We start from the raw sequence: 26,534 nt of genomic DNA, 5'->3' as shown, positions 1-26,534 counted from the left end.
ATAATCACCCGTGGTACCACCCACATTCCGGTATTGACACACCTTTAATCAGTGCGTTCAATCATCCGCTTATTCCGTATAACGCCCGGCCGCGCAGTTCGGCTACTGTCTATCCCACCGGTTAACCGGTGCTTGCTTCGCCGTCTGTTCTCGAGGAGGTCATTCGTCCACTCATCAAGCGAATCCTTACAGCCAAGGGATTCTTCTCTGGTCTTGTGGGGATGGAGTACTTGTTCCCGTCATGAAATCTGTTATTGATAAATATAGTATACCCAAAACATTATATTTTTAGATTCTAATGAACTACCACACTAAAGTCAAGAAACTTTGTTGAAATTGCCCGAAAAAAGAAAAAAACCTACAAACCACGTTGTAGGTCCAAAACATATATTATATAAAAAAGGGGGTCATGCTGTTATTATAAACAGGGAATATTAAAGAAACATTGAACAAACATTACAGTTATGTTACAAGCAAGAAAGCGCTTTTAATATTATAACCAAAAAAGGCTGCTCCATCAGCGGAACAGCCCTATTGCGTTCCCAGGGACAGCTCCCCGAGCATGATGATCTTCCGTCTTCTAAAAGAGAAATAACGCGCTGCTAGCTTTTCCGCTAATTAGTCAAATCGCTCCACGTAAGCGTTATTCGCCCGCAAATCATGGACGATCTGATCGTAATCCTCGTCCCTTACCTTAACGGACAGCGTATATCTCAGATCATCATAGTCCAGGTCCGTTACGTCTGCTTCGCGCCACGTGTCGCCGAGTGTGTCATCGTCTTGCGGTCGATCTTGCGCTATATCGCGGCTGTCATTGGCGTCACGGGAGCCCACGAGGACCCCGGGAGCCCCGACGACTCCGCCGGGCGCTCCCATCGTTGTAGCCCCTGCAGTCGCTCCGCCCGTGCCGGAATTGCCCCACGGCACCAGCGGCACGAGGATATTGCCTCCGCCTCGAACCGAATCCTGAAGCTGTCCCACCTCCAGCTGTTCCGTATTGTACGTTAACAGCCTCGTCCTTGCGCCTTCAGCGTCGTCTTCCGTTCTGAAATAAGCTTGAATTTGTCTAGACATGTCCATTCCTCCTTTTTTTCAACCCAAGTGTTTGAAAGACCGGTATAACATGGACAACCATACAGCATGCAGCTTCTTTCTTCTTACAGTGCCTTTAAGAGCTCACGCACAAAGGCCGGCTCATCTTTCGGCGTCCGGGACGTAATGAAGTTGCGATCCACGACGACTTTTTCATCCTTAAAGTTAGCGCCAGCATTTACCATATCATCCTGAAGCGGAGGATAGGAAGTGATCGTGCGTCCCTTCAGCAGGTCGGCACTTGCCAGAATTTGCGGCCCGTGGCATATCGAGGCAATCGGTTTGCCTGCCTTGTCCGCTGCTGCAACAAACTGCAATATATGGGAATCCAGACGCAAATTTTCCGGGGAAGAGCCGCCTGGAATAACCACCGCATCATAATCGTTTATATTGACGTCGGCAATGGCTTTATCCGTTGTATACGATGCCTTGCCTTGTTTACCCTTAACCTCTTGTCCTTGCTTCAAACCAATAATATCAGCTTGATGCCCCGCTTCCTTCACGGCATCATAAGGAGTTTTCATCTCGGAATCTTCGAATTGGTCAGCTAGTAGAAATGCAACTTTACTCATCTGGCATGTCTCCTTTCATGATTGTCCTCGATTTGTTATTACCCTGGAATGTCCTTTTTATAACAGCGGAATGGACGAAAGCCCCGCGATCTGCACCATTCAGGCACATGGTCATGATAGGGGGTCTGTGGGACTCACAGCTTATGAAAAGGAGCCCGAGAATATTCTCAGGCTCTTTCATGAAGTCACCATGAGTGACACACGATCCTATTGGGTCCTACGATCTCGGCAGCTGCTTCCGCATTTGTCCCTTTATGCTGATGAGTTGTACAGGATCTTCCGAAGCTGCAACCATGCGCTCTGTGCTCGCTGCTTCCCTAATGTCTCCGGACCCGACCATCGTGGGCAAACTGCTCCATATCGAAAATTTGGGAGGTTGGCGCATAGCTAACACGGCTCCTTTTTTGTGTGAATGCCTCACAAGCATTTGTTCACTCAGGATGCCCCATCTCTTCAATATGATGCATGCTGTCCGTCTTTTTTAGCCGCTTATGATCTGCTGTCAATGATCAGGGTTACCGGGCCCCAATTGGTTAGCGACACGTCCATCATGGCTCCGAACACCCCGGTCTCAACCTGCAACCCCTTCGCTAAGAGCTCGCGGTTAAACGATTCATACAATGCATTTGCTTCATCCGGTTTGGCGGCGGCCATGAAATTCGGACGTTTTCCCTTGCGGGTGTCACCATAAAGTGTAAACTGGGATACCGACAGAATGGCTCCGCCCACGTCCTGGACGCTAAAATTCATTTTTCCATCCTCGTCCTCAAAAATGCGCAGTCCCGCAACCTTCTCGGCAAGGTATTTGGCATCCTTCTCTTCATCCTCATGCGTCACACCGACCAGCACCATCAATCCAGCTTCAATCTGGCCAACGATTTCATTGTCAACCGTGACTTGCGCATGCTTACATCTTTGAATAACCACTCTCATTGTGTTTAGCTCCTTCTTTTCCATAAGAAAAATGTCTATCGATGTACTCTCTAAGAAGACAGACCGCGTTTATCGGTAGTTTTTCTTGTGATATCAGGCAGACAGATCCTCCGAAGTTTATACTCTGATATCTTAAGAAAAATGTCTATCGATGTACTCTCTAAGAAGACAGACCGCGTTTATCGGTAGTTTTTCTTGCGATATCAGGCAGACAGATCCTCCGAAGTTTATACTCTGATATCTTAAGAAAAATGTCTATCGATATGCTCTCTAAGAAGACAGGCCGCGTTTATCGGTAGTTTTTCTTGCGATATCTGGCAGCAGATCCTCACACTTAAAATAAAACGGCCTGTCTCCCGCAGGATAACAGACCGCATTCGTATAATCATCCGAGACTGTACATGTCCATAAAACCCCGGAGTCCGTTAACCACGCTACCGTGCCATCACTTGCGTCACTGCATGATTCGATGAACGGTATATACATCCTTCACCCGCTTGATTCGCTCCACAACGGAATGAAGGTGATCCGTATTGCGGATCAAAATCGTCATGTGAATCATCGCCATTTTATTCTTGTCAGATCGGCCGGTCACAGCGGAAATATTCGTTTTGCTCTCTGAAACGGCCTGAAGAACTTCATTTAACAGTCCGTTGCGATCATGGCCCGTCACTTCGATATCAACGCTGTAGTTAGCCTCAACCGCCGTTTCCCATTCCACCTCGATGACGCGAGCGGCATCCTCGCCTTCACCCATGGACGGCAGATTGGCACAATCCGAACGATGGACCGATACACCGCGTCCGCGGGTAACGTAACCGACAATATCATCGCCGGGTACGGGATTGCAGCATCTCGCGAAGCGCACCAGCAGATTATCAATCCCCTTCACGCGCACGCCGTTAGTCGGACGGCTTCGTTTCTCCGCCGGCTTGATTTCCTTCATCTCGGAGGTCAATTCAAGCTGATTTGCTTCCTCCTGCTCCTTACGGAGCTTCTCGGTCACTTTGGTACAGATTTGTGCGGCCGTGATCCCGCCAAAGCCAACCGCCGATAACATATCCTCGATATCATTAAAGGCGAATTTCTTGGCCGCCTCCATTAATTTATCATCGGTCGTCCATTCGGACACCTCAAGACCGAGGCGCTTAATTTCGCGCTCCAGCATATCGCGCCCCTTCTCCACATTCTCTTCCCGCTTCTCTTTCTTGAACCACTGCTTGATCTTACTGCGGGCATGGGAGGATTGGGCAATCTTCAACCAGTCCTGGCTAGGACCGTACGAATGTTTCGATGTTAAAATTTCCACGATATCGCCAGTCTTGAGTTGATGATCCAGCGGAACGATTCTGCCGTTGACCTTGGCACCAATCGTCCGGTTTCCTACTTCAGTATGAATTCGATAGGCAAAATCGAGAGGGACGGAGCCTGAAGGCAGCTCGATCACCTCGCCTTTTGGCGTAAACACAAAAACCAAATCGGAGAAAAAGTCCATCTTCAGAGATTCTACAAATTCCGAGGCATCCTTCGTCTCATGCTGCAGCTCCAATATTTCACGGAAGAACGTCATCTTATTATCGAAGCTGCCTCCGTTGCCTGCGGAACCTTCTTTATAGGACCAGTGAGCCGCGATACCGTACTCTGCCGTACGATGCATCTCCCAGGTCCGGATCTGTACCTCTGTCGGTTCCCCATTCGGTCCGACCACCGTCGTGTGAAGGGATTGATACATATTCGTTTTTGGCATGGCGATATAATCTTTGAAACGGCCAGGCATCGGCTTCCACAAGGTGTGGATGATGCCAAGCGTAGCATAACAATCCTTGATATTGTCCACAATAATGCGGATTGCAAGAAGATCATAAATTTCGTTGAATTGCTTGTTCTTCACCGTCATTTTCTTAAACACGCTGTAAATATGCTTCGGCCTGCCCGATAAGTCGGCTTGTATGCCCATCTCATCGAGCTTCTCACGGATACAGACTATGACATTGTCGATATACTGCTCACGTTCAGCCCGCTTCTTGTGCATCAAATTCGCAATGCGGTAATACTGCTGCGGATTCAAGTAACGAAGCGCGATATCCTCCATCTCCCACTTGATCGCGGAAATACCTAGACGATGAGCGATCGGACAAAAGATCTCTAGCGTTTCATAGGAAATACGGCGCTGGCTTTCCTCGGACTGATACTTAAGCGTGCGCATATTGTGAAGCCGATCCGCCAGCTTAATCACGATCACCCGGATGTCCCTAGCCATCGCGATAAACATTTTACGATAATTTTCGTTCTGCTGTTCTTCTTTGGATCGGAATTGGATACGTTCCAGTTTCGTTAAACCATCCACCAGCAGTGCGCAGGTATCCCCGAAGCGCTCACGGATCTGCTCGAGCGATACAGTTGTATCCTCAACGACATCATGAAGCAACGCAGCAATAATAGACAACGTGTCCATCTGCATATTCACCACGATGTCTGCAACCGCAAGCGGATGAAGAATATAAGGTTCTCCCGATTTCCGCACTTGTCCGTGGTGGGCTTGCTCCGCAAATTCATAAGCTTCCTGGATGCGGAGAAGATCGGGTTCTTTTATATAGGCGCTGGCCTTTTCGAGTAATCGCTCTATGCCCATTTTGGAGTCCTTCTCTTCCCTTTCTATATAAAATGGAACCCGCCCTTGTCAAAACGTGCAGGTTCCCTCGTGATTGTTTTCCTATCATTATGACGCTTGTGACGTTATACGTCAACATGTCGAGCGTTCAGACACTTATAGTATGCCCGTTTCCGGCTCGGAGACATCAAAACTTGACATGAAATGGATATTTTGACGAACTGTAAAAATTAGTGTTGAAAAAACGAACGATTGTATTTAATCTATTAAAGATCGTACGCGAACGGTCCTATATTTAAAGTCCTAAGAGGAGTGAAATGGTTTGCAACGAGAAATTCAAGTAGATGAGAAACTTCCGTTTGGCCCAGGTTTCCTTCTGAGCCTGCAGCATTTGTTCGCCATGTTCGGAAGTACGGTGCTTGTACCGAACCTATTCGGCGTGGATCCCGGCATGATCCTGCTGATGAACGGCATCGGCACGCTGCTCTACATTTTTTTATGTAAAGGGAAGATCCCGGCCTACCTCGGCTCCAGCTTCGCCTTTATCGCACCGGTTCTGGTCGTGCTCGCCGGCGATCCGGAAGCCAACTATAGCAAGGCACTGGGCGCCTTTATCGTAACAGGGATTATCTTCTGCCTGGTAGCTCTTATCGTTAAATATGCAGGAACCAAATGGATCGACTTTGTATTCCCGCCAGCGGTAATGGGTGCCATTATTGCCATGATCGGGCTTGAGCTTGTACCGGTTGCCGCTGGTATGGCCGGCTTCTTGCCAGAAGAGGGACAATCCATTGATCCTACAACCATTACGATTTCACTCGTGACACTTGGTGTCACCGTACTCGGATCCATCCTGTTCCGCGGCTTCGCCAAAATCATTCACATTCTGATCGGAATTGTTGTCGGTTATGCACTCTCCTTCGCGCTAGGCGTGGTAGACACCGAGAAAATCGCGAACGCGAAGTTCCTGTCTGCTCCGGAGCTGACAACCCCGGTATTCGATAACGGCGCGATCTGGTCCATCATTCCGGTGGCAATCGTTGTTATCGTAGAGCACATCGGGCATTTGCTGGTAACAAGTAATATCGTGGGCAAAGACCTCTCCAAAGACCCTGGCCTGCACCGCTCCCTTCTCGGTAACGGTATATCCACCATCCTGTCAGGATTCGTAGGTTCCACACCCAATACCACCTATGGTGAAAATATCGGGGTTATGGCACTCACAAAGGTATACTCGATATTCGTAATTGCCGGAGCAGCCGTTATTGCGATTCTGCTCTCCTTCTCTGGAACGTTCTCCGCCGTTGTAGCCAACATTCCTACACCTGTAATGGGCGGCGTATCTCTATTGCTGTTCGGGGTTATCGCAGCTTCCGGCCTTCGGATCTTTGTTGAGCAAAGGGTCGATTTCTCCAAAGCAAGCAACATGATCCTGGCTACGCTAGTTCTGGTAACAGGAATTAGCGGCGTAACATTGAAGATCGCTAACATCGAGCTAAAGGGTATGGCCCTGGCTACTATCGTAGGTGTTCTCATGGCCCTCCTCTTCAAAGTCTTCGAGATTACCGGCCTCTCCAATGAAAAAAATGATGAGCCGCTCGTAGAAAAAACGCCGGATTGAAACGACAACTCGATTGCAAAATAGAAAAATGCCCTGAGATGACTGCTCAGGGCATTTTATTATTTCCCGGGAAAATCAGGGAGAATGTTGTCGATTACTCGTATTGCATTAATGTAAATACATCGATTCCATCCAGCTTCGAACGGCCATTGAGATCAGCCAGCTCGATCATGAATGCTGCTCCAACAACGTTTCCGCCCAATTGACGAATGAGGTTAACCGAAGTCGCAATCGTACCGCCTGTTGCAAGAAGATCATCCGCAATCAATACATTTTGTCCCTTCTCGATTGCATCGGTATGCATCGCCAAGCGATCTTTACCATATTCGAGGTCATATCCCACTTCGATCGTTTCGTAGGGAAGCTTTCCACTTTTGCGAATGGGCGCGAATCCTACCCCAAGAGCATAAGCCAGCGGAGCACCTACAACAAATCCACGGGCTTCGGGACCAGCTATCACATCAATTTTGAGGTCGGATACCAAGACCTTCAATTCTTCGATGGCTTTGCGATACACCTCACCATTCTTCAGCAGTGTAGTAATATCTTTGAAGCTGATCCCCGCCTGCGGAAAATCGGGAATGACACGAATATAATCTTTAAAATCCAAAATAATCTCCTCCTGTATAGTTGCGGTTAAGATACGCCTTTTGTGCGGGACATCATCCATTGGGTTAATTGTTCCGTACCGGCATGCAGCAGATGCTGCTCCATATCTGCCAAATCGCTTAGTTCACGGAAGTGACGGGAAGCATCCAGCGGCTTTTTCTCCGGCTTCGGTATAAAGGTAATCTGTCCCTCATCACGCTGGATGAACGCCAATTCCTCAAACACATCCAGTACTTTGAGCAGCATGCGTTCGGACAAGGACGTCTGCTTCTGCAGACGTGCTACAACCTCATACTCCGACACGGGAGCGGACGTCATTCCGGCAAGTGAAACGTACAGCTTTTTAAACTGTTCGCGGTCCGGAATTTGCAGTCGTTCGCGCAGGTTCCGGGTCGGATGCAGCATGAATATATTAGGAACGGAATGGAAGGCTGACATGAATGCATCCAATTGTTCAGCCGTCTCCGGTACATCCAGTACGAACAAAACGGAAATATCTTCTTGACTGTTCTCAGCAATATCATTATCCGGCATGATGCCAGCATTCCTATCATATACCCAAAGGCACATATCATACAATTGACTTTTTATTTCCGGATGTGAATCTTTTGCGTACACCACTGCCGAACGGACTGCCGTGCAGCGCAGATGCGGCTCCAGCTCCGCTCTCCACCTCTGAATTTCCTGTATCGGCTCCTTGATCCCGCGGTAGTCAAACACCTGTTGATAAGGGGCGCAGATATCCTGAATCATGAGCTGTACTTTACGGCTCCCGTTCCATTCATTCACGGAAAGCTCGCCAAGCACATCCACAACCGATCCCACCGGCAAAATATCGGCTAGATGTCCCCAGCCGAATGAGATTGCATCGATAACCTCCCGCTTTTGCTGCAAACGAAGCTTCAGATGTTTCCCCTCTTTGCCGATTTTGCGGACGTCCTTGATGACAACATCCCGAAAGACAATCTTCGGCACAGCATTGGCCATGCCAAACGGGCCTAACTGTTCAATTTGTTCAATAACAGGCACCGATACCTCCGACAAGCTAGCCTCCAGGTCCGCTTCACAGATTGCAATCAGATGCTCTTCTTCGAGCGCTTCTTCCGCATATCGATGAAGTCCCTGTTCAAATTCCTCCAAACGGTCCCGATGGAGGCTCATGCCCGCTGCGGATGGATGACCCCCAAAGTGGTCCATGACGTCTTTGCAGGAATGCAGAGCCGCATAAATATCGAATCCTGGAATCGATCGGGCGGAACCTTTGCAGTTCCCCGTCTCGGGATCAATCCCGAGAATAACAACGGGCCTGTAGAATCGCTCCAGTATTTTTGAGGCCACGATGCCAACTACGCCCACGTTCCAGCCTTCACCCGCCAACACGATTACAGGAGGAACCTCCTGTCCTCTCCAGCGGTTTTGAACCATGCCCAGCGCTTCCTGGACGATGTTTTCGACCACTTGCTGCCGATCCTTGTTCAGCCCATCCAATTCCCAGGCAAGCCGCTCCGCTTCTTCCCGGTGTTCTGTTGTAAGCAGCGTAACGGCACGGCCTGCATGATCCAGACGGCCACTGGCATTAATCCGTGGTGCCATCGAGAATGCCACATTAACGGCTGTCACCTGCTCCACATGGATCCCTGATACCTCAAGCAGGCATCGAATGCCTTCATACCTCGTATTCCGCATCGATTCGATCCCGTGCTTCACAAGCACCCGATTCTCCCCCGTGAGCGGCATCAAGTCAGCAATGGTTCCGATAGAAACAATCTGAAGCCATTCCTCCGGCGGGTCTCCAACGAGAGCCTGTGCCAGCTTGTAAGCCACGCCTACGCCCGCCAGTCCCTTAAAGGGATAGGGACATGTAGGGATTTTCGGGTTGATCAGCGCATAAGCTTCTGGCAGCACCTCAGGCGGCTCATGATGGTCCGTGACAATTACGTCGATGCCAAGGCTGTTGGCATACGCAATCTGTTCGACTGCGCTAATCCCAGTATCGACGGTAATGACCAGACTGACCCCTTGCTGATGGGCCCAATCCAGCGCGTGATTATGTAAGCCATAACCTTCATTGGATCGGTGAGGTATATAAATATCATAAGATGCACCCAAGTAACGCATCAGATGAATCATCAATGACGTGCTGGAAACACCGTCTGCATCATAATCGCCGTAGATTAGAATATGCTCCCGATCCTCCAGCGCTTTACGAATACGCGGTACAGCCTCCTGCATCCCTTGCATGAGATAAGGGTCATGCGTCAGCTCAAACGTTCCATATAGAAATCTCCGTCCATCCTCGGCTGAATGTATCCCTCGTGACGCCATGAGCGAAGCCACCATCGGTGGCAACGACAGATCCTGGGCCAGCCTATCGGTGATTGATGACTCTGCCCAGTGTATTCTCCATTCATATTTGGAATACAGCACAGGGACTCACCTTCCTTTTCCTGCCTTTTTCCTGCTGTCTTATACCTGTTAGCTCCAGACGCTACTGCGGCAGTGTCGGCATATCGTTGTCCATCAAGTCAAAATTCGATTTATACGGATAACCCGGTTCATAGGGTACAACGTGAACCTTGGCATCCGTAACCTGAATAAAACGATGAGTTAACAGCTTCCGGATACGCTCGGCAATTTCTTGAGCCTCCAACACGGACGTCCGGGGATTCACGGTAATTTTCACTTCAATATTCACATGACGGATCTGCCCGTATTCCTGAACCTTCAGTTCCTCGATCGTGATCACGCCATGTACCCGCTGAATCGTATCCATGAATTCGGCTTCGTGCTCATGCCGCTTCTCTTCCACGAGGGTACCATAAACGGAATGAACGATTAATATATACCCCTTGCGGATCACGAGACAAGCCACAATCAGAGCCGCAACCGAATCCATATAGAGCAGGGGTGTCCAATCGAAGTAGGAGCCCCCCATCGCTAGTGACACGCCGATCAATACCGTTAGCGAAGAGTACAAGGTATATCGATGATCAGCGGACAGCACCTCGTACCTGGGGTCATTGTTTCTTTTTATCTGCCGGGATTGGTACTGAAACACGGCTTCATTCACCGCGAGTGATATAAAAACTGCAAGCAATGCCGATTCGGTCGGCGGCTCCAGGTCGCCTGATGCCATGGTTTGGATCGCGGATACCGCAATTTGAATACCACCCATGATCAATAAAACCGCAAATAGGATCGAGATGACCGGTTCCGTTGTGCCCGAAACGTTCCGTTTGTCCCGAATTAAGTTTTTATTGCCGAATATACCGAGGCTTGGCAAACGGTCCACCAATAAAGTTACGGCATTCGCAGCAGAATGCAGAGCATCTCCGATTAGAGCCTTACTCCCGGATAAATAACCGGCGATCCCTTTGCACAAGGCCAATGCAAAATCCGTTACAATGCCTGTCCAAAGGACAGTCTCCGTATGATTCAAACGTTCATTGCTCACTTGAGGCCCCCCTCAATGTCACTATTGATCCTGTGCTTATCACGCTGTTAACTTTAGAAAGCCGCGTCGCCAGCGACGCGGCTTTCCACTTGTATAGGATCCTCTGCTATCTAGACTGTTACACCAACAGCGGCTCAATTAGATTTCAATCTTATCTTTGCTTGGCTTAGGCGAATTCGGTTTATTGCTGACATTGCGCCCTTTAAGGAGGAGCCACAACGGACTCGCGATAAAGATCGAAGAGTACGCGCCGAATAGCAACCCGATACAAATCGCCAGCGAGAACATCTGAATCGACTCACCGCCAAGCAGAAGTATGAAGAACGCTGCAATAAACACGGATAGTGCCGTATATATCGAACGGCCGAGTGTCTGAGATAAGCTTTTGTTTACCAGATCCTTAAGATCCGAGTACCGCTTGATCTTGGCAAACCTTAGATTTTCCCTGATCCGGTCAAAGATGACGATCGTATCGTTAATTGAGTAACCGATAATCGTCAGAACGGCAATAATGAATGTCAGGTCTACCTCAAGACCGAGGATAGAGAAAATACTGATAACCACAAACGCATCATGCAGCAGGGCTACGATGGCTGCTATCGCAAAGCGCCATTCAAAGCGGATGCTGACATAGATGATAATTCCGATACAGGAGATCAATACGGCATAAATTGCGTTTCGGCCCAGCTCTTTTGCCATCTCGGGGTCCACCGTGTTGACCTCGAAAGTAGCCTTTTCATCCAGCTTCTCGATGCCGGTACGCATCTTCATATCCTGATCCTCGGTCAGCACCTCTCTGAATCGGATATTCACGCGGTCATTACCAGGTGTAATGCTCGCATCTTCACCGATTCCCGCCTCTTCTAACACGGTATCAATCTGCTCCGTAGTCAGCGTTTTGGAGAGGGAAATGTCCACGTTCGAGCCGGATTGGAAATCAACGCCGTAGTTAAGACCACGAGTCAAGAGGAATACCAAGCCCAGAATCGTAATTGCAATGGACAGTATATAGAAAAACCTGCTTTTGCCTACGAAATCGAAGTTCTTAAAGCTCACGAATGTCACGCTCCTTTACGCCATATTGGCTCGGTTTGCGGGCCCAACCAATATTCACAAGCAGATTGAGCAAGAAACGGGAGAAATAAACGTTCGTGGCAATACTCACGATGATCTCCAGAATCAATACAAGCGCAAAACCTTTGACCGCGCCAGTACCAAATCCGAACATGACAGCGGCAACGAGTATCGTCGTCAAGTTGGAGTCCATAATAGCTCGCAGGGATGACTTACCGCCTGCTTTCACAGCGGAAGGAACACTCTTGCCAGTTCTGATCTCTTCCCGAATGCGCTCATAGGTGATGATATTGGCATCAACCGCCATACCAATACCTAAAATAAATGCCGCAATACCTGGAAGCGTCAGCGTAAAGTCAGCCCATACGAAAATAAGGATCAGAAGCCATGTATGCAAAATAAGTGCAAAGCTTGCCAGCAAGCCCGGTACACGATATCTGATAATCATGAACAGCAGGATCGCAACAGAAGCGATCAGACCGGCTTGTAAAGTCTTTGTAAGAGATTGCATGCCAAGCGTAGCCCCTACGCTCTGCGAATATTTCTCAACCAGTTTCAGCGGCAGGGCGCCGAGATTAATCGTATCCCGGATCTGCTTTGCTTCATCCAGCGAATAATTCCCCGTAATTTGAGCGGTACCGTCCGTTAATACGGCTCGTACCGTCGGAGCTGACAGCAATTGGTCGTCCATGAAGATAGCCAGCTCTTGACCGAGAAGACGTTCTGTAATTTCAGCAAACTTCCCTTTGTCCTTCACTTTAATATCTATCATAGGCTGATTAAGCTGATCATAGGCAACCGATGCGCCGTTCTCGACGAAATCGTCGCCGCGGAGCTCAATTTTACAGAACTCCTCGCCTTCTTTGCAGCCGTCATTGCTTCGGAATGTGAGGTTTGCAGGTTCTTTCATTGTTTTTCGAACTTCAGCCTCATCCGTTACGCCTGCCACCTTTAAGCGAATCCGGTTCGTTCCTTCCGGCGTAACCTCAGGTTCTGATGTTCCCATTGCATCCGCACGCTTTTGCAAACTCTTTGCGGTTTCCTGCAGTGCTTCTTTTGTGACTTGCTGCCCTTCCATCAAAGGCTCCGCTTCATAAAGGATTTCGAATCCACCCTTAAGATCCAAACCTAGACGGACGTCTTTCAGCAAGCCCGGAGTTGTAACGGCCATTAATACAGTGATCACGAGTACGGTTCCGACGAAACTGATAATTCTCTTCATGCCGTCCTTTGTTCCCCCTTTTTACTCAATATTCCTATTATAGCGATGTCATAAAACCCAGTCAATTTATCAAAATTTGTCGGGCTTATGAATGAACCCTTATATCCGCAAGGCAAAAGGGACCTCTTCGATTAATCGAAAGAAGATCCCTTATATGCTGATATTGTCATATAGTTCATCAACGCTGTCGCCTTCAAGGACAGAATGTCATTGACCAGTTTATGGAGGGAGGGAACGCCTTCCTTTTCATACTTGCTGCTGACACAGTTCCAAATATCGTCGCTAGTCACATATTCGTACCCAATCAAATGCATTTCCTCAACCTTGCTCAAGCATACCATTTCAATGGTGCTCATCAATTCTTCCTCGCTCATTTGCTCGAGTTCCATGCATATGGCCTCCTCACTGACTCCCTGTTGTCCCTAAGTTACATTCGACATGATACATTGCTTTCCTTCTATTCCTACCATGTCCTGAAAAAAAAGTAAAGTCATCAGATGGGACAGGTAGGGCATATCCATAAGAATAGCCATGTCGTGTCATCGTATTCAGTCTTAACCAGGGAGTGGGATGGACAGTGAACAAGCAATCATTTATTAAAGGAACGCTGATTTTACTTGCAGCCGGCATATTAAATCGCCTACTCGGTTTTATCCCCCGGATCGCCCTCCCCCGGATCATCGGACCCGAGGGTGTCGGAATTTACCAACTGGGCTACCCCTTCTTTATTGTGCTCGTGACCATCATTACCGGCGGAATTCCGCTGGCCATTGCCAAAATGGTTGCCGAAGCGGAAGGCGCCGGGAAGCGGGATGCTTCCCAAAAAATTCTGCATGTCAGTCTAATGCTGACGCTTACAGCAGGCACCCTCTTTATGGGACTCAGTCTGCTCCTTGCTCCTTGGGTTACCGGCGTGCTTTTGCCGGACGAGCGTGTATACCAGACCTTTATCAGTATGACCCCCATGATGATCATCATTGCCGTTTCGTCAGTCTACCGCGGATATTTCCAGGGCAAACAGAACATGATTCCCTCCGCAAGCTCCTCCGTGATCGAGACCATTGTCCGCATTATTTGCATGCTGTGGTTTGCACATCTCTTGATGCCCAAAGGCATTGCTTATGGGGCAGCGGGCGCCATGCTCGGAACAGCCGTAGGAGAATTGATTGGCATGATCGCACTGCTGCTGCAATACTCCGGCGAGGGACGGCGAACGAGTAAACTTTTACCCAAGCCCCAAGAAGCTGTATCCGAAAAAAAAGCAGACGAAGCCCCCCCGACGAATCAAGGCATTTTGAAACGTTTACTCGGCATTGCATTGCCTGTTACGGGGGGCAAGATGGTAGGGTCCTTCTCCTACCTGCTGGAGACGATTCTGACCAATCGCAGCCTGGCTATGGCAGGTATAGCGACATCCGTAGCCACAGCCCAGTACGGTGCCCTGCAAGGGATGATCATCCCGCTCCTGCTGCTGCCCGGTGCACTGACGGTTTCCCTGGCCATCTCTCTGGTACCTTCACTCTCGGAAGCAGCCGCCCGTAATGACCGGTCTACGATTCATAAACGGATGAATCAATCCCTTCGGCTAGCACTTGTCTCGGGAGCTCCGTTCGCCATCATTATGTTTGTCCTGGCTGAACCATTATGTCTGCTCCTGTACAACAACGCGGAGATTAGCGATATGCTCAAAATCATGGCGCCGTTTGCCTTGTTCCTGTATGTGCAGTCCCCGCTTCAAGCTGCCTTGCAAGCACTGGACCGTCCAGGCCGGGCATTACTGAATACGTTATTCGGGGCGATCATCAAAATGAGCCTCATTGTGTATTTGGCATCCAATCCCGCCTTTGGCATAAAAGGAGCCGTCATTGCCATTATCGTAAACAGCATTGCAGTTACAATACTCCACGGTTTCAGCCTATCGAGGCTGATCGGCTTTCGATTCCGCCTGCTGGATTATGTCAAAATCGGGGCAGTTATGATCATTATGGGTGCCTGCGTTCTCTATGGGTACAAACATCTTCCGTTTTCGGCCGCGCCATGGTTGCAATTTTGGACCTCCATCGCAGCTGGTATTCTGGTTTATTTCATCATGATTTTTATGACCAAGCTGGTAACACCACGAGATTTGGAGCGAGTGCCTGTCATCGGTGCCTGGTTCAATAAATTTAGCCGCCGTTAGATTCTGTCTTTACGGTCAATGTAAATCCGGCCTTTATGGTCAATAGAGCATAGAAAAATATCCTTAAAATCCTTAGCACCGAAATTCTGGATCTCGTTCTTAAGCCAGAACCGCGTTTTATGAATTAATTCAAGGTTCTCGTCCTGCACCTTTCCATCCAATATAAGCGGTATGGGCAGTCCTTCATACGTAATTTTATCGTAAGGAATATCTACGACTGTAGGGTTTTCTTTTTCGAATTGAGATGAAGTGGATGAAGAGTTGGTGGCGCCTGAGGTGTTGGATGAACTTGAAGAGCTATTCGAACTGCTGTCGGAGCTGCTGTCCGTATCCTTCGGAATCACGGTAAGCTGGCCGGATGTTTCGAGTATCGCAAATTCGACGTCCGCGAGGCTGTCAATGTCTTTGCCCCTCAGCTGCTGCATCAGATCATCCAAATTATAGCGAAGCCTTGCCATCTCTTTGCGATGGAGTCTGCCCCGGGACACCAACACGCTCGGCTTTCCGTCAGCAAATAGCCGTATATTTCGATTTTTTAAGCCGATATAAGCAAGTCCTACCTGAATGGCAACCAAAACAGCGATAGGAGCAAGTCCCTCCCAAATCGGCTTTTTGATATCTTCAAGAACAAAAACGGCGATCTCTGCAATCATGATGGATATGACCAAATCGAAGATGGACAGCTTTCCAATTTCCCGTTTGCCCATGATTCTCATGGTGACAAAGATGACCACATACATCAGAATGGTCCGCAGAATCAGAATAGTCATATGAGACATAATCAATCCCTCCTAGCTTATCGAACATTCTCATGTACAGCTATTCTGGCCTGCTACTGCTGTTCCCATTCGATTACAACAGATTAATTAATGGAAATCATGTTAATCCGTCAGCAAAATATTCAGTTTGTACTATATGTACAGGCTTGGCCATACAATTTAATGATCAAGATTTGTTAAGGGGGATGATTCATGGAACCGATCCGGCGAGTCTTCACTTTCAGGATCACCAATCCGATTCTTTCAGGACTATTGTATTCTTTTTTCTGGATGTTTCTTGGCGCGTTGGTATTATCCCTGCTTCTATGGGGCAGCGGGCTGGCCGAAGATGATTTATCGTTCTACACGTTTCTTGTACATGCCGTCTCCGCCTTTATCGGGGGTTGTGTGAGCGGCAAGCGCGCAGGAAACAAAGGTTGGTATTACGGCTGCCTGACAGGGCTGGTATACGGCGTTACACTGCTCGTCATTGGTTTTCTTGCTTTGGATAGCTCCTTATCTCTCGGAGATTTGACGCTGATTGCCACGGTATTTGCTGGCGGCGCCATCGGGGGGATGTTCGGGGTCAATTTGAAAAAATAACGCTGGCTCAAATGCTCTCCATTACTTAAGGACTTCTGCTTCCCATTCTTCACGCTCATATAAAAAACAAAGGCCGGCTCCCATGAGGGAGTCGGCCTTTGCTTTAACGATTACATTCCATATGTATGTGATACGTCATTATGCATCCGCATTCACACTATGGCTTATCGAGTTACGGTCGAACGTTAACTTCGTTACATCGTTCACTTTCAAGACCACAATGTCGTCGGTAATCTCCACAATCGTGCCGTGAAGACCTCCGATCGTTACGACTTTGTCTCCCTTGGACAAGGCGCTAAGCATGGCATTTCTGGTCTTCTGTTTCTTCTGCTGTGGACGAATAAGCAGAAAATAAAAGATGACAAACATCAGCACGAACGGCAAAATCAATCCCAAAATGCCTCCGCCGCCTTGAGTCTGTCCTGCTGCGAGATCAAATGAAGTTCCAAACATTTCTTTCCCCCCTTTCACAAACTTATCATGATGGCCATGATCTTGCTTTAGAACCCTTTTTCATTATCGTGTAGGCCGTACTTATCAAAAAACTCATCGCGGAAGTCAAGCAGACGATCTTCCATAATACTCTGACGCACATTACGCATCAAATTAATCAAGAAATGCAGGTTATGATACGTCGTCAATCTTAGTCCAAACGTTTCATCACTCTTGATTAGGTGACGCAGATAAGCACGCGAGTAGTTACGGCAAGTGTAGCAGTCGCATTCCGGATCCAGCGGTCCGTAATCCCTGGCATATTGAGCATTTCGAACGACAAGACGGCCTTGACTTGTCATCGTTGTCCCGTTGCGAGCGATCCGCGTCGGAAGCACGCAATCGAACATATCCACACCACGAATCGAGCCCTCAATCAACGCATCGGGTGATCCGACTCCCATCAAATAGCGAGGCTTATTGTTCGGCAGCAGGGGCACCGTGTAATCCAGCACTTCATACATAAGCTGCTTCGATTCTCCCACACTAAGTCCACCAATAGCATAACCCGGGAAATCCATGGAAGTCAAATCACGGGCGCTCTGACGGCGCAGATCCTCATGCATGCCTCCCTGAACGATGGCGAATAGGGCTTGGTCTTCCGGTCTGGCATGACTCTTCAGGCAGCGTTCAGCCCAGCGAGAGGTCCGCTCGGTGGATTGTTTAACGTATTCATACTCCGCAGGATAAGGCGGGCATTCATCAAAAGCCATCATAATATCAGATCCGAGCGCGTTCTGAATCTCCATCGCAACTTCCGGGGAGATAAACAGTTTATCTCCGTTCAAGTGGGAACGGAAATGTACGCCTTCTTCCGATATTTTTCTCATTTCTGCCAAGCTGAATACCTGGAAGCCACCGCTATCGGTCAGGATCGGACGGTCCCAGTTCATGAATTTGTGCAGTCCGCCCGCTTCTTTCACAATATCATGTCCAGGACGCAGAAAGAGGTGATAGGTGTTGCTCAAAATAATATGGGCATCCATAGCTTTTAACTCTTCCGGGCTCATGGTTTTTACGGTTGCCAATGTTCCGACAGGCATGAATGTCGGCGTATCGATCACGCCGTGCGGGGTGTGCACTCTGCCGAGCCTGGCGCCTGATTGTTTGCACGTTTTAATATGTTCATAAGTAACAGCTGCTGCCATTGTGATAACCAACCTCCGAATTAATAGATAAACATCGCGTCGCCAAAGCTGAAGAACCGGTATTCCTTCTCAACAGCCTCCTTGTACGCTTTCATAATGTGTTCGCGACCGGCCAGCGCACTGACCAGCATCACCAACGTGGATTTCGGCAGATGAAAATTCGTGATCAGCGCATCCACGACGGTAAAAGCATAACCGGGATATATGAAAATGCTCGTCCAGCCGCTGCTTTCGCGCAGAGGTTCGCCGTTTCGCTCCGATCCAACCGTCTCCAGCGTTCTGCAAGAGGTGGTTCCTACAGCGATAACCCGGCCGCCGCGCCGCTTCGTCTCATTCAGCAGCTCAGCGGTTTCCTGGGAGAGGGAATAGTACTCTTCATGCATGACATGATCCTCAACCTGATCCACGGACATCGGACGAAATGTCCCCAGTCCGACGTGCAGGGTAATGAAGGCGATGTCCACTCCCTTGGCCTGGATCTGTTCCAGGAGAGCTTCCGTGAAGTGCAGGCCAGCCGTCGGTGCAGCCGCGGATCCTTCATGCTTCGCATATACGGTCTGATAACGATCGCGGTCATCCAGCTTTTCCTTAATATATGGCGGGAGTGGCATTTGCCCCAGTTCATCGAGGATTTCTTGGAAAATTCCCTTATACGAGAAGGATAAGGTGCGGGCACCCATCTCTCCTTCTTCCTCGATGACCGCTTTTAATTTTCCGTCGCCAAAGGAAATGACGTTTCCTTTTTTTAGCTTCTTGCCAGGTTTTACAAGTGCTTCCCACCGGTCTTGCCCCATATTCTTCAGCAGAAGGACCTCTGCCTTCGCACCGGTGTCTTCCTTTGCACCGAATAATCGGGCCGGGATTACCTTGGTATCGTTTAATACAAGCGTATCTCCCGGATTGAGGTAGTCTATGATGTCCGCAAACGTTTGATGGCGTATATCTCCGCTCTGTTTATCCAGCGTGAGGAGCCTGGAGGAACTTCGATCCAGCAGCGGTGTCTGCGCAATTAAATGTTCGGGTAATTCAAAATCATACAAATCCACATTCATATCGGTCAGTCCTTCGTAATAGTCGTGTTGCGGTAATAGTGTTGGAGTATCTGCTTGTAATCATACCCTTCGTCTGCCATTCCCTTGGCACCCCATTGAGACATGCCCAGTCCATGACCAAAGCCTTTACCGGTAAATTTAAAGCCGGGAGAGCTTTCAATCACGCGTGCTTTCCCCGTTCCATTCATCACAACGGTACCGGAACCTTTGACATTTCCGTTGCCGCTCCCTGAGATGACGGACACCGATTGGCCGCTTGATACCGTTGATACCGCACCATTCGCGCTCAATACAGTATAACTTCCGGTTGATTCAATATCAAACAATGTGCTTGGCAGACCGTTAAAAGCCGAGCGGAACATATCCGGATATTTCACGTCCAGCACTTGACCGTTGGCTTTAACCGCAAGGGCACGTCCGGACGGGCCTCGCTCCGTTACATCCAGCGAAGTAATGGAAGAAGGCAGGCTATTGGAGGTTTTTCCTTTTAGAGAGGCGAGCAATTGATCCGAAGTATAGGGGCCGCGAACCCAATCATAGCTGTTGGATTCCGCCACTTTCTCCAGGACGACAGCCGTTTCGCCCGGATTCATCTTGCCTACAGGCTCAACATTCGATTGGATCAATGGGAGTGGGCGTACGTTCGTATCCTTGGCGGTAACCGTCATATACAGGAACCCTGCCGATGTTTTATTTCCGGTTTCCTTCACATTGTCCTCACGTACATAACCTGTAACACCACTCGGAAGAAGTACATGATACCAAGATTTCAGCGCTGCCTGGGACGAGGAGTCTCCAGGGCTTTCCACCGCAGCAAACAGATCGTTACGGTTACCCCACACCTCGGTGGAATCTGCCGTCATTCCTCCGCTATTGGAAGAAAAGACCGTTTCCACAATTTTGCCGTCCTTCATGACAACTTCGCCGTCGGTTGCATCCACTGCTTGAATAATGCTCGGATACTCATAGGCGGTCCCGTAATAAGCCTGGCTTAACGTTGTGTCCACGACATGAGCTACTTCGAACTTATTACCTTGGAAGAGCGCATAGCTGCGCGCTGCCACAGCCTGTGCTTTCAGTGCTTCAGCCCCCCAAGTAGACGGCACCTCGGCTCCAACGACGGAATACAAGTACTGCTGGAACGGGAGCTCATTGACAAGATACAATTGACCGTTCTTTTGTCCGATCTCCAAAGCGCCTCGATACGAACGATCCGATCGTTCCTTCACATTCGTTCCGGCGCCTGAAGTCCCTTCTAGATGCAATACGGACTGCCCCCCCGACAACATATAATGCTGTGTCGCTTGAGGAGTCGCCAGGTTCAGACTTACATCTCGTCTCATAATCAGACCCGGAGCTGACGCATTCTGTTCAACGAGGGAGCCGGATAGTTTAGAAGCTTCCTGTTTGAGCACAGCCAGATCGGCTGTGTTGGCTGCCTCGCCGACCCACACCTCATAAGCGGATGCACCTCCGCTAGGCACCACAACATTAAAAGCATCCATGCCGGCATCCACATACGTCTTACGCACAGACTCGGCTTCAGCCTCCGATCCGTACGATCCTGCTGTCAGATGCAGCCCGCCTTTAACCGAAGGCGTTTGACCATTCAGATGAGCAGCCGCCGTCTTTGCCGTTCGGGCAGCCCCGTCCAAGGCCGCTTTCTCTGTTCCGTACATACCTGCATATAGTTTGTAAACATTGCCGTCCGCAAACAGCAACGGTTTGTCATTCGTCGCTTGCAGTTTTTTTGCTGCTTCCGAAGCCGTTTTCCAATCCGTGGTCTCAAGCACCTTAACGCGGTATGTATCCACACTCATTCGGACCTGCTGGTTTGCTGGAATGTTTATCAAAGCCTGCTGTGCACCGGATGCAAGCAGCGATGCCGTCAGAGCCTCAGCGGATTTCAGTGTTACGGCATTGGTTGTTGATTTATACTGACTTCCCAGATCCAGGAACATCGCAACACGAATCGTATCTAATGAAGGAGCGGCCGCATGTACCGCAGGCGCGCTCCATAAGGTTCCGGCAACAGCCAGTGACAAGAGTCCTTTGGTGGTCCAACCGAATAATGATTTCGTCCAGTTCCTATCCATTTACGTATTTCCTCCTGTAGCTATTAGGATTTGGTATGAAATGTATTGATTCTATAATTTAACGACGATCCTCAGGGAAGGGAATGCCTAAATGTTGATAAGCTGTGGGCGTTACAACTCGTCCGCGGGGTGTACGCTGCAAGAAACCGATCTGTAAGAGATACGGTTCATAAACATCTTCAATGGTTTGGCTTTCTTCTCCAATGGTTGCCGCAATGGTATCCAGACCTACTGGTCCCCCGCGGAAGCTTTTGATCATGGCATTCAGCATTTTATGATCGATAAAGTCAAGACCCATCGGATCGATCTGCAGCATCTTCAACGCTTCCTGAGCGATGCTAGGCGTGATCATGCCATCTCCCCGGACCTGGGCATAATCACGCACCCTTTTCAAGAGTCGGTTGGCTATGCGTGGCGTCCCCCGCGATCTCAAGGCAATCTCTTCTGCTGCCTCTCCTAATATCTCGATCCCCAAAAGATCGGCATTGCGCGACACAATGTAACTCAATTCGTCGACCGTATAGAATTCCAGACGGCTTACCACGCCAAAACGGTCCCTTAATGGGGCAGAAAGCAATCCAGCCCGGGTGGTGGCGCCAATTAAGGTGAACGGTGGCAGATCCAGGCGAACCGAGCGTGCGCTTGGCCCCTTGCCGATCATAATATCCAGTGCAAAATCCTCCATCGCCGGATACATCACTTCCTCTACCGTCCGGTGCAGGCGATGGATCTCATCAATAAACAGGACATCTCCTTCCTGCAGATTGGTGAGAAGCGCAGCGAGATCTCCCGGACGCTCAATGGCCGGACCGGAAGTCGTACGGAGATTAACGCCAAGCTCATTGGCGATAATATTCGCCAGCGTCGTTTTTCCGAGTCCCGGTGGACCGTACAGCAACACATGGTCAAGCGCTTCGTTACGCATTTTTGCCGCTTCGATATATACCTTGAGATTTTCCTTAACTTGATTCTGTCCTATATATTCAGCCAAATAACGTGGACGAAGACTAAGCTCGACAGCCTGCTCGTCCATCATCAGATTGGCGGAAATAATTCGATCATCCATCTATTAAACCCCTCTCCTGCAGCGATCCTCTAGCCGGCGTATAGCTGCTGCAGTGCCCGTTTCATCAGCACGTCAACGGATTCACCGCTTGCGGCAGAATCCTTAATCTTAAGCCAGACCTTATCCAGCTCGCTATCCGTATAACCAAGAGCCTTCAGTCCTTCACGTGCCTCAGACCACGCCGAGCCGTCAGCTTTCGGTTCAGGCTCCTGAATGGCAAACAGACCGGTCATCATGCTCGCATTTCCGAATCCCTCGAGCTTGTCCTTCAGATCCAGAATCATGCGCTGCGCTGTTTTCTTACCGATTCCCGGAAGCTTGATCAAGAAGGATACATTCTCTTGGTAGATCGCGGAAACCACATGGTCCGGAGATCCCCCGCCCAATATGCCGAGCGCCACACGCGGGCCGATTCCCGAGACTTCAATCAGTTTACGGAACAGCTTCTGTTCCTCCCGCGTCGGAAATCCAAACAGCAGGATGGCATCCTCACGGACATGATGATGGGTAAACACCGTAATAGTTCCGTCGGTTTTGGCAAAAGCATACGGATTCGGGCAGAATACCCGATACCCTACTCCTTGAACATCCAATACAATATATTCACTCTCTAAGTGGACAACCTGTCCCCGTAAAAAATCGATCATTTTCGCAATACCTCATTTAACTTGGAATTCAGTGTATAGGAATGGGCGTGACAGATCGCTACAGCCAGTGCATCCGCCACATCGTCAGGTTTGGGAATGCTCTGCAGCTTCAGGAACATCCTGACCATCTCCTGTACCTGTTTCTTCTCGGCCTTGCCATAGCCGACAATCGCCTGCTTCACCTGCATCGGCGTATATTCCGCAATTGGGAGCCCGCGCTGGACTGCAGCCAGGATGAGCACCCCTCTGGCCTGGGATACGGACATCGCCGTGGTTACATTCCGGTTGAAAAATAACTTCTCGAAAGCAACGGCCTCAGGCTCATATTTATCAATAAGCTGCCCCATGCCCTCGTAGACGTGGTGCAGCCTCTCTTCATCCGGAGTGTGGGCTTCCGTCTGGATACAGCCATACTGTACCGGCGTGACTTTACTTCCAACCTTATCTACAAACCCGAAACCTACAATCGCAATCCCGGGGTCGATCCCTAAAATGCGCAAACCAATCTCTCCTCTGATGAAGCGAACATATGTATCGTTCTCTCATTATAACAAAAGATCGACCACTATTGAGGAAAAACTTTGATCCTTTAAGCACCGGTTACGTATCCTCTATATTGAGACCGCTAACATACCTGTCCAACGCAAAAAACTGCCCGGGAAATTTCCGGGCAGCACCATTTTCGGTCACCAAGCGACAAGGCCGGGAGGTCCTATGGGGTCGGGTTCATGACATTTTCAGCCATATCCCGGGCATAGTCGCTAAAGGTTGACAGAACACTGTTATACTCTTCCATATCTTGAATTCGAATCCCTTCCTCAAGCTGCTGAATCACATCTCTAGGCAAAGACGACTCCATCGAACCGACATCCAGCTGAAAGAAGGTCCGCATCACTTTTTCTTCCTCCGGTGGTCCATCGAACAAGGTTAAGTTTCCGTTGGAATCAATGCTCATATAGGCTTGCCTCTTACAGGTGGGTGAAAGGTCGGATACGGTTTGCTCCAGCCAGACTTCACCCTTGTTATCCAATCGTCCCTGCCATAAAGGATTTTTATTCATCAGTTCATAAATGCCATCCGCCGTAAGCTTTCCCATATCCTGCTCTTCGATGCCACATACATAGGTGATCCGAACATGAACATGCTTCTTTCCCTTCGAGGTATTCAGCTTTTGCATGAATTCCCTCTGATCCTGCCGGCGCTCTTCCAACTTATCATCCTCGATCTGCAAGTAATGCATCGTTTCTACGGCCAGTGGCGTATCGTCGGATGCAGCAGTGAGCAGCTTATTCATCTGATCCTTTATATTCTGGCCTGACCATATCATGATACCTGCGATCAATAGGATCGCACAGGACCAAATCGCGCGTCTCCAGCGTCTCCAGCGTTTTCTGAACAGCTTCTTAAAGAAATGAAAAACACTCAAGGTTATCCCCTTCTATTCAATGTTTTTCATATTGTGACCGGGAAGCTGCCAAATTATTCAGTTCCGCTTTTGCCATCAGCCTCATTTTCAATCCATAACAAAGAAAGACCGCCTTCAGTTACACTGAAAGCAGTCTTTCGATCGAATCGGGATGACACGATTTGAACATGCGACCCCCTGGTCCCAAACCAGGTGCTCTACCAAGCTGAGCTACATCCCGTTATTTAATGCCGGTGAAGGGACTCGAACCCCCACGGTTTCCCTCACGATTTTGAGTCGCGCGCGTCTGCCAATTCCGCCACACCGGCACAATGAAATTTCATAATGAGTTAAGTAATTATTTCAAAAATGGCACGCCCTGAGAGATTCGAACTCCCGACCTTTTGATTCGTAGTCAAACGCTCTATCCAGCTGAGCTAAGGGCGCAAAATGGAGCGGACGACGGGAATCGAACCCGCGACCCTCGCCTTGGCAAGGCGATGCTCTACCGCTGAGCCACGTCCGCAATGTAATATGTATTCCGTCTTATGCTCTCTTGGTAAAGATGGTGAGCCATGAAGGACTCGAACCTTCGACACCCTGATTAAAAGTCAGGTGCTCTACCAACTGAGCTAATGGCTCTTATTACTAAGAGTAAATGGCGGAACTGACGGGATTCGAACCCGCGATCTCCTGCGTGACAGGCAGGCATGTTAGGCCTCTACACCACAGTTCCACGAGGCATTATCGCTATCGCGATATAAATTGGTTGCGGGGGCAGGATTTGAACCTACGACCTTCGGGTTATGAGCCCGACGAGCTACCGAACTGCTCCACCCCGCGTCATTAAAAAGGTTGCTTATATGGGGTCCCCGAAAAGTAATCGGAATTACCTGCGAAGCATGTGCTTCACTATTTGGGGATAAATCATGGTGGAGGCTGAGGGGATCGAACCCCCGACCCTCTGCTTGTAAGGCAGATGCTCTCCCAGCTGAGCTAAGCCTCCGTCTGGTTTGTTGTTACTTAATTAAACGCTTCTCCTGAAGCAATTAAGAAAGTGGTGACCCGTAGGGGATACTCTCACTTCGTTCGAGACTGCGAAGTCAATGCTTACGAAGTTATCCTCCGACGAACCGGCGGGATTCTCATCCCCTGATGCAATTAAGAAAGTGGTGACCCGTAGGGGATTCGAACCCCTGTTACCTCCGTGAAAGGGAGGTGTCTTAACCCCTTGACCAACGGGCCATATATGAAGTCCTTGCTGGCGGAGAGAGAGGGATTCGAACCCTCGAGACACTTTTGGCGCCTACACGATTTCCAATCGTGCTCCTTCGGCCAACTCGGACACCTCTCCATAAGTGGCTCCCCGAACAGGACTCGAACCTGTGACAACTCGATTAACAGTCGAGTGCTCTACCAACTGAGCTATCAGGGAATATGTATCCGCTTGGCGACGTCCTACTCTTCCGGGACCCTTCGGTCCAAGTACCATCGGCGCTGGAAGGCTTAACGGTCGTGTTCGGTATGGGAACGCGTGGAACCCTTCCGCTATCGCCACCAAACGTATATTCAGGATCCGGCATCGCCAAATGCCGTGATCATCCTCCATGCAAGTATAGCTTGTACACTTACAATTCAGTTTTGATCACCTGAAAACTAGATACGAAACGAATTTGCGTTGATTAGAATCCGTAGCATTACCCGATGTGGTATCGGGGTCCCCGGAAAGTATTCGGCGTTGCTTCAAAGCTTCGCTTCACTTTTTTGGGGTAATTTGGATAAGCCCTCGACCGATTAGTATTGGTCAGCTCCATGCATTGCTGCACTTCCACCTCCAACCTATCTACCTCGTCGTCTTCAAGGGGTCTTACTAGTTGGGAAATCTCATCTTGAGGGGGGC

23 protein-coding genes, 11 tRNA genes and 2 rRNA genes are annotated in these 26,534 nt (G+C 49.2%); 3 read left to right on the top strand and 33 right to left on the bottom strand.

What is annotated here, in order from left to right:
* Positions 1–618: 618 nt before the first annotated feature.
* From AK95_RS25710 to AK95_RS25690, 5 genes are all read right to left on the bottom strand, one after another.
* A complete protein-coding gene (locus AK95_RS25710; RefSeq protein ID WP_071222764.1) occupies positions 619–1,074 on the bottom strand; it encodes a hypothetical protein in 456 nt (151 codons plus the stop codon).
* A gap of 83 nt (positions 1,075–1,157) precedes the next feature.
* Positions 1,158–1,664: a type 1 glutamine amidotransferase domain-containing protein gene (locus tag AK95_RS25705; RefSeq protein WP_071222763.1), complete on the bottom strand. Its 507-nt coding sequence runs from the start codon at positions 1,662–1,664 to the stop codon at positions 1,158–1,160.
* Between the two features lie 217 nt (positions 1,665–1,881).
* The gene (locus AK95_RS34615; protein ID WP_201259434.1) at positions 1,882–2,049 is read right to left on the bottom strand and encodes a hypothetical protein; all 168 of its coding nucleotides are present in this window, start codon (positions 2,047–2,049) and stop codon (positions 1,882–1,884) included.
* 104 nt (positions 2,050–2,153) lie between these two features.
* On the bottom strand, positions 2,154–2,597 hold the full coding sequence (gene dtd, locus AK95_RS25695; RefSeq protein ID WP_071222761.1) for a D-aminoacyl-tRNA deacylase: 444 nt from the start codon (positions 2,595–2,597) through the stop codon (positions 2,154–2,156).
* Between the two features lie 454 nt (positions 2,598–3,051).
* Complete coding sequence (locus tag AK95_RS25690) at positions 3,052–5,229, bottom strand: RelA/SpoT family protein (RefSeq protein WP_071222760.1); 2,178 nt, start codon at positions 5,227–5,229, stop codon at positions 3,052–3,054.
* A gap of 301 nt (positions 5,230–5,530) precedes the next feature.
* On the opposite strand from AK95_RS25690, the gene uraA reads away from it, so the two are divergent.
* Complete coding sequence (gene uraA / locus AK95_RS25685; RefSeq protein WP_071222759.1) at positions 5,531–6,829, top strand: uracil permease; 1,299 nt, start codon at positions 5,531–5,533, stop codon at positions 6,827–6,829.
* A 94-nt stretch (positions 6,830–6,923) separates the two neighbouring features.
* Here uraA and AK95_RS25680 read toward each other — a convergent pair whose 3' ends face one another.
* The 6 genes from AK95_RS25680 to AK95_RS25660 all read right to left on the bottom strand — a co-directional run bounded on the left by AK95_RS25680 (position 6,924) and on the right by AK95_RS25660 (position 13,577).
* Positions 6,924–7,439, bottom strand: coding sequence for an adenine phosphoribosyltransferase (locus AK95_RS25680; protein ID WP_071222758.1), 516 nt, complete (start codon positions 7,437–7,439; stop codon positions 6,924–6,926).
* A gap of 26 nt (positions 7,440–7,465) precedes the next feature.
* On the bottom strand, positions 7,466–9,865 hold the full coding sequence (gene recJ / locus AK95_RS25675) for a single-stranded-DNA-specific exonuclease RecJ (protein ID WP_071222757.1): 2,400 nt from the start codon (positions 9,863–9,865) through the stop codon (positions 7,466–7,468).
* Positions 9,866–9,926: 61 nt separating this feature from the next.
* The gene (locus AK95_RS25670; protein ID WP_071222756.1) at positions 9,927–10,892 is read right to left on the bottom strand and encodes a cation diffusion facilitator family transporter; all 966 of its coding nucleotides are present in this window, start codon (positions 10,890–10,892) and stop codon (positions 9,927–9,929) included.
* A gap of 138 nt (positions 10,893–11,030) precedes the next feature.
* Complete coding sequence (gene secF / locus AK95_RS33660; RefSeq protein WP_074961950.1) at positions 11,031–11,948, bottom strand: protein translocase subunit SecF; 918 nt, start codon at positions 11,946–11,948, stop codon at positions 11,031–11,033.
* The gene (gene secD / locus AK95_RS33655; RefSeq protein ID WP_074961948.1) at positions 11,938–13,188 is read right to left on the bottom strand and encodes a protein translocase subunit SecD; all 1,251 of its coding nucleotides are present in this window, start codon (positions 13,186–13,188) and stop codon (positions 11,938–11,940) included. Before secD ends, secF begins: the two co-directional genes overlap by 11 nt.
* A gap of 131 nt (positions 13,189–13,319) precedes the next feature.
* A complete protein-coding gene (locus AK95_RS25660; RefSeq protein WP_006208841.1) occupies positions 13,320–13,577 on the bottom strand; it encodes a post-transcriptional regulator in 258 nt (85 codons plus the stop codon).
* Positions 13,578–13,765: 188 nt separating this feature from the next.
* Here AK95_RS25660 and spoVB point away from each other — a divergent pair, with 188 nt between their 5' ends.
* Positions 13,766–15,367: a stage V sporulation protein B gene (gene spoVB, locus AK95_RS25655; protein ID WP_071222755.1), complete on the top strand. Its 1,602-nt coding sequence runs from the start codon at positions 13,766–13,768 to the stop codon at positions 15,365–15,367.
* Here spoVB and AK95_RS25650 read toward each other — a convergent pair.
* Positions 15,364–16,146, bottom strand: coding sequence for a YetF domain-containing protein (locus AK95_RS25650; RefSeq protein WP_071222754.1), 783 nt, complete (start codon positions 16,144–16,146; stop codon positions 15,364–15,366). The genes spoVB and AK95_RS25650 overlap by 4 nt on opposite strands.
* Positions 16,147–16,338: 192 nt before the next feature.
* Between AK95_RS25650 and AK95_RS25645 the strand changes: the two genes are divergently transcribed.
* Positions 16,339–16,728 (top strand): TIGR04086 family membrane protein, encoded by a 390-nt coding sequence (locus AK95_RS25645; protein ID WP_071222753.1) that lies wholly within the window; start codon positions 16,339–16,341, stop codon positions 16,726–16,728.
* Positions 16,729–16,866: 138 nt separating this feature from the next.
* On the opposite strand, the gene yajC is transcribed toward AK95_RS25645, so the two are convergent.
* The 21 genes from yajC to AK95_RS25540 all read right to left on the bottom strand — a co-directional run.
* The gene (yajC, locus tag AK95_RS25640; protein ID WP_071222752.1) at positions 16,867–17,181 is read right to left on the bottom strand and encodes a preprotein translocase subunit YajC; all 315 of its coding nucleotides are present in this window, start codon (positions 17,179–17,181) and stop codon (positions 16,867–16,869) included.
* A gap of 47 nt (positions 17,182–17,228) precedes the next feature.
* A complete protein-coding gene (tgt, locus tag AK95_RS25635) occupies positions 17,229–18,368 on the bottom strand; it encodes a tRNA guanosine(34) transglycosylase Tgt (protein WP_071222751.1) in 1,140 nt (379 codons plus the stop codon).
* A gap of 20 nt (positions 18,369–18,388) precedes the next feature.
* Positions 18,389–19,420: a tRNA preQ1(34) S-adenosylmethionine ribosyltransferase-isomerase QueA gene (queA, locus tag AK95_RS25630; RefSeq protein WP_071222750.1), complete on the bottom strand. Its 1,032-nt coding sequence runs from the start codon at positions 19,418–19,420 to the stop codon at positions 18,389–18,391.
* Positions 19,421–19,425: 5 nt separating this feature from the next.
* Complete coding sequence (locus tag AK95_RS25625; RefSeq protein ID WP_071222749.1) at positions 19,426–21,516, bottom strand: SpoIID/LytB domain-containing protein; 2,091 nt, start codon at positions 21,514–21,516, stop codon at positions 19,426–19,428.
* A 58-nt stretch (positions 21,517–21,574) separates the two neighbouring features.
* Positions 21,575–22,582 carry a Holliday junction branch migration DNA helicase RuvB gene (ruvB, locus tag AK95_RS25620; RefSeq protein WP_071222748.1) on the bottom strand — a complete coding sequence of 336 codons (1,008 nt, stop codon included), beginning with the start codon at positions 22,580–22,582 and terminating at the stop codon, positions 21,575–21,577.
* A 29-nt stretch (positions 22,583–22,611) separates the two neighbouring features.
* Positions 22,612–23,229: a Holliday junction branch migration protein RuvA gene (gene ruvA / locus AK95_RS25615; protein WP_071222747.1), complete on the bottom strand. Its 618-nt coding sequence runs from the start codon at positions 23,227–23,229 to the stop codon at positions 22,612–22,614.
* A complete protein-coding gene (ruvC, locus tag AK95_RS25610) occupies positions 23,226–23,729 on the bottom strand; it encodes a crossover junction endodeoxyribonuclease RuvC (protein ID WP_071222746.1) in 504 nt (167 codons plus the stop codon). The genes ruvA and ruvC overlap by 4 nt, the downstream gene beginning before the upstream one ends.
* Positions 23,730–23,941: 212 nt before the next feature.
* A complete protein-coding gene (locus AK95_RS25605) occupies positions 23,942–24,655 on the bottom strand; it encodes a BofC C-terminal domain-containing protein (RefSeq protein ID WP_071222745.1) in 714 nt (237 codons plus the stop codon).
* A 146-nt stretch (positions 24,656–24,801) separates the two neighbouring features.
* Positions 24,802–24,875, bottom strand: a tRNA-Pro gene (locus AK95_RS25600).
* Positions 24,876–24,883: 8 nt separating this feature from the next.
* Positions 24,884–24,963: transfer RNA gene (locus tag AK95_RS25595), tRNA-Leu, on the bottom strand.
* Between the two features lie 41 nt (positions 24,964–25,004).
* Positions 25,005–25,081, bottom strand: a tRNA-Arg gene (locus tag AK95_RS25590).
* Between the two features lie 4 nt (positions 25,082–25,085).
* Positions 25,086–25,160: transfer RNA gene (locus tag AK95_RS25585), tRNA-Gly, on the bottom strand.
* A gap of 40 nt (positions 25,161–25,200) precedes the next feature.
* Positions 25,201–25,276, bottom strand: a tRNA-Lys gene (locus AK95_RS25580).
* A gap of 17 nt (positions 25,277–25,293) precedes the next feature.
* Positions 25,294–25,370, bottom strand: a tRNA-Asp gene (locus AK95_RS25575).
* 30 nt (positions 25,371–25,400) lie between these two features.
* Positions 25,401–25,477: transfer RNA gene (locus AK95_RS25570), tRNA-Met, on the bottom strand.
* A gap of 87 nt (positions 25,478–25,564) precedes the next feature.
* Positions 25,565–25,640 (bottom strand) — tRNA-Val (locus AK95_RS25565).
* Positions 25,641–25,804: 164 nt separating this feature from the next.
* Positions 25,805–25,879: transfer RNA gene (locus AK95_RS25560), tRNA-Glu, on the bottom strand.
* Between the two features lie 17 nt (positions 25,880–25,896).
* Positions 25,897–25,988, bottom strand: a tRNA-Ser gene (locus AK95_RS25555).
* A gap of 5 nt (positions 25,989–25,993) precedes the next feature.
* Positions 25,994–26,069, bottom strand: a tRNA-Asn gene (locus AK95_RS25550).
* A 10-nt stretch (positions 26,070–26,079) separates the two neighbouring features.
* Positions 26,080–26,196, bottom strand: a 5S ribosomal RNA gene (gene rrf / locus AK95_RS25545).
* A 212-nt stretch (positions 26,197–26,408) separates the two neighbouring features.
* Positions 26,409–26,534 (bottom strand): 23S ribosomal RNA (locus tag AK95_RS25540); the annotation flags it as partial.

It is taken from the genome of Paenibacillus sp. LC231 (assembly GCF_001860525.1).
GTDB lineage: Bacteria > Bacillota > Bacilli > Paenibacillales > Paenibacillaceae > Paenibacillus_AQ.
Note: the sequence above shows the minus strand (reverse complement) of the source record. Positions and strands in the feature narration are given on the sequence as shown.

Coding starts and splice junctions, on each gene's coding strand:
- dtd (WP_071222761.1), bottom strand. CDS start 2,597: ATGAGAGTGGTTATTCAAAGATGTAAGCATGCGCAAGTCACGGTTGAC.
- AK95_RS25650 (WP_071222754.1), bottom strand. CDS start 16,146: ATGTCTCATATGACTATTCTGATTCTGCGGACCATTCTGATGTATGTG.
- tgt (WP_071222751.1), bottom strand. CDS start 18,368: ATGGCAGCAGCTGTTACTTATGAACATATTAAAACGTGCAAACAATCA.
- AK95_RS25705 (WP_071222763.1), bottom strand. CDS start 1,664: ATGAGTAAAGTTGCATTTCTACTAGCTGACCAATTCGAAGATTCCGAG.
- secD (WP_074961948.1), bottom strand. CDS start 13,188: ATGAAGAGAATTATCAGTTTCGTCGGAACCGTACTCGTGATCACTGTA.
- AK95_RS25710 (WP_071222764.1), bottom strand. CDS start 1,074: ATGTCTAGACAAATTCAAGCTTATTTCAGAACGGAAGACGACGCTGAA.
- AK95_RS34615 (WP_201259434.1), bottom strand. CDS start 2,049: ATGCGCCAACCTCCCAAATTTTCGATATGGAGCAGTTTGCCCACGATG.
- AK95_RS25660 (WP_006208841.1), bottom strand. CDS start 13,577: ATGGAACTCGAGCAAATGAGCGAGGAAGAATTGATGAGCACCATTGAA.
- AK95_RS25645 (WP_071222753.1), top strand. CDS start 16,339: ATGGAACCGATCCGGCGAGTCTTCACTTTCAGGATCACCAATCCGATT.
- ruvA (WP_071222747.1), bottom strand. CDS start 23,229: ATGATCGATTTTTTACGGGGACAGGTTGTCCACTTAGAGAGTGAATAT.
- AK95_RS25625 (WP_071222749.1), bottom strand. CDS start 21,516: ATGGATAGGAACTGGACGAAATCATTATTCGGTTGGACCACCAAAGGA.
- yajC (WP_071222752.1), bottom strand. CDS start 17,181: ATGTTTGGAACTTCATTTGATCTCGCAGCAGGACAGACTCAAGGCGGC.
- queA (WP_071222750.1), bottom strand. CDS start 19,420: ATGAATGTGGATTTGTATGATTTTGAATTACCCGAACATTTAATTGCG.
- AK95_RS25690 (WP_071222760.1), bottom strand. CDS start 5,229: ATGGGCATAGAGCGATTACTCGAAAAGGCCAGCGCCTATATAAAAGAA.
- ruvB (WP_071222748.1), bottom strand. CDS start 22,582: ATGGATGATCGAATTATTTCCGCCAATCTGATGATGGACGAGCAGGCT.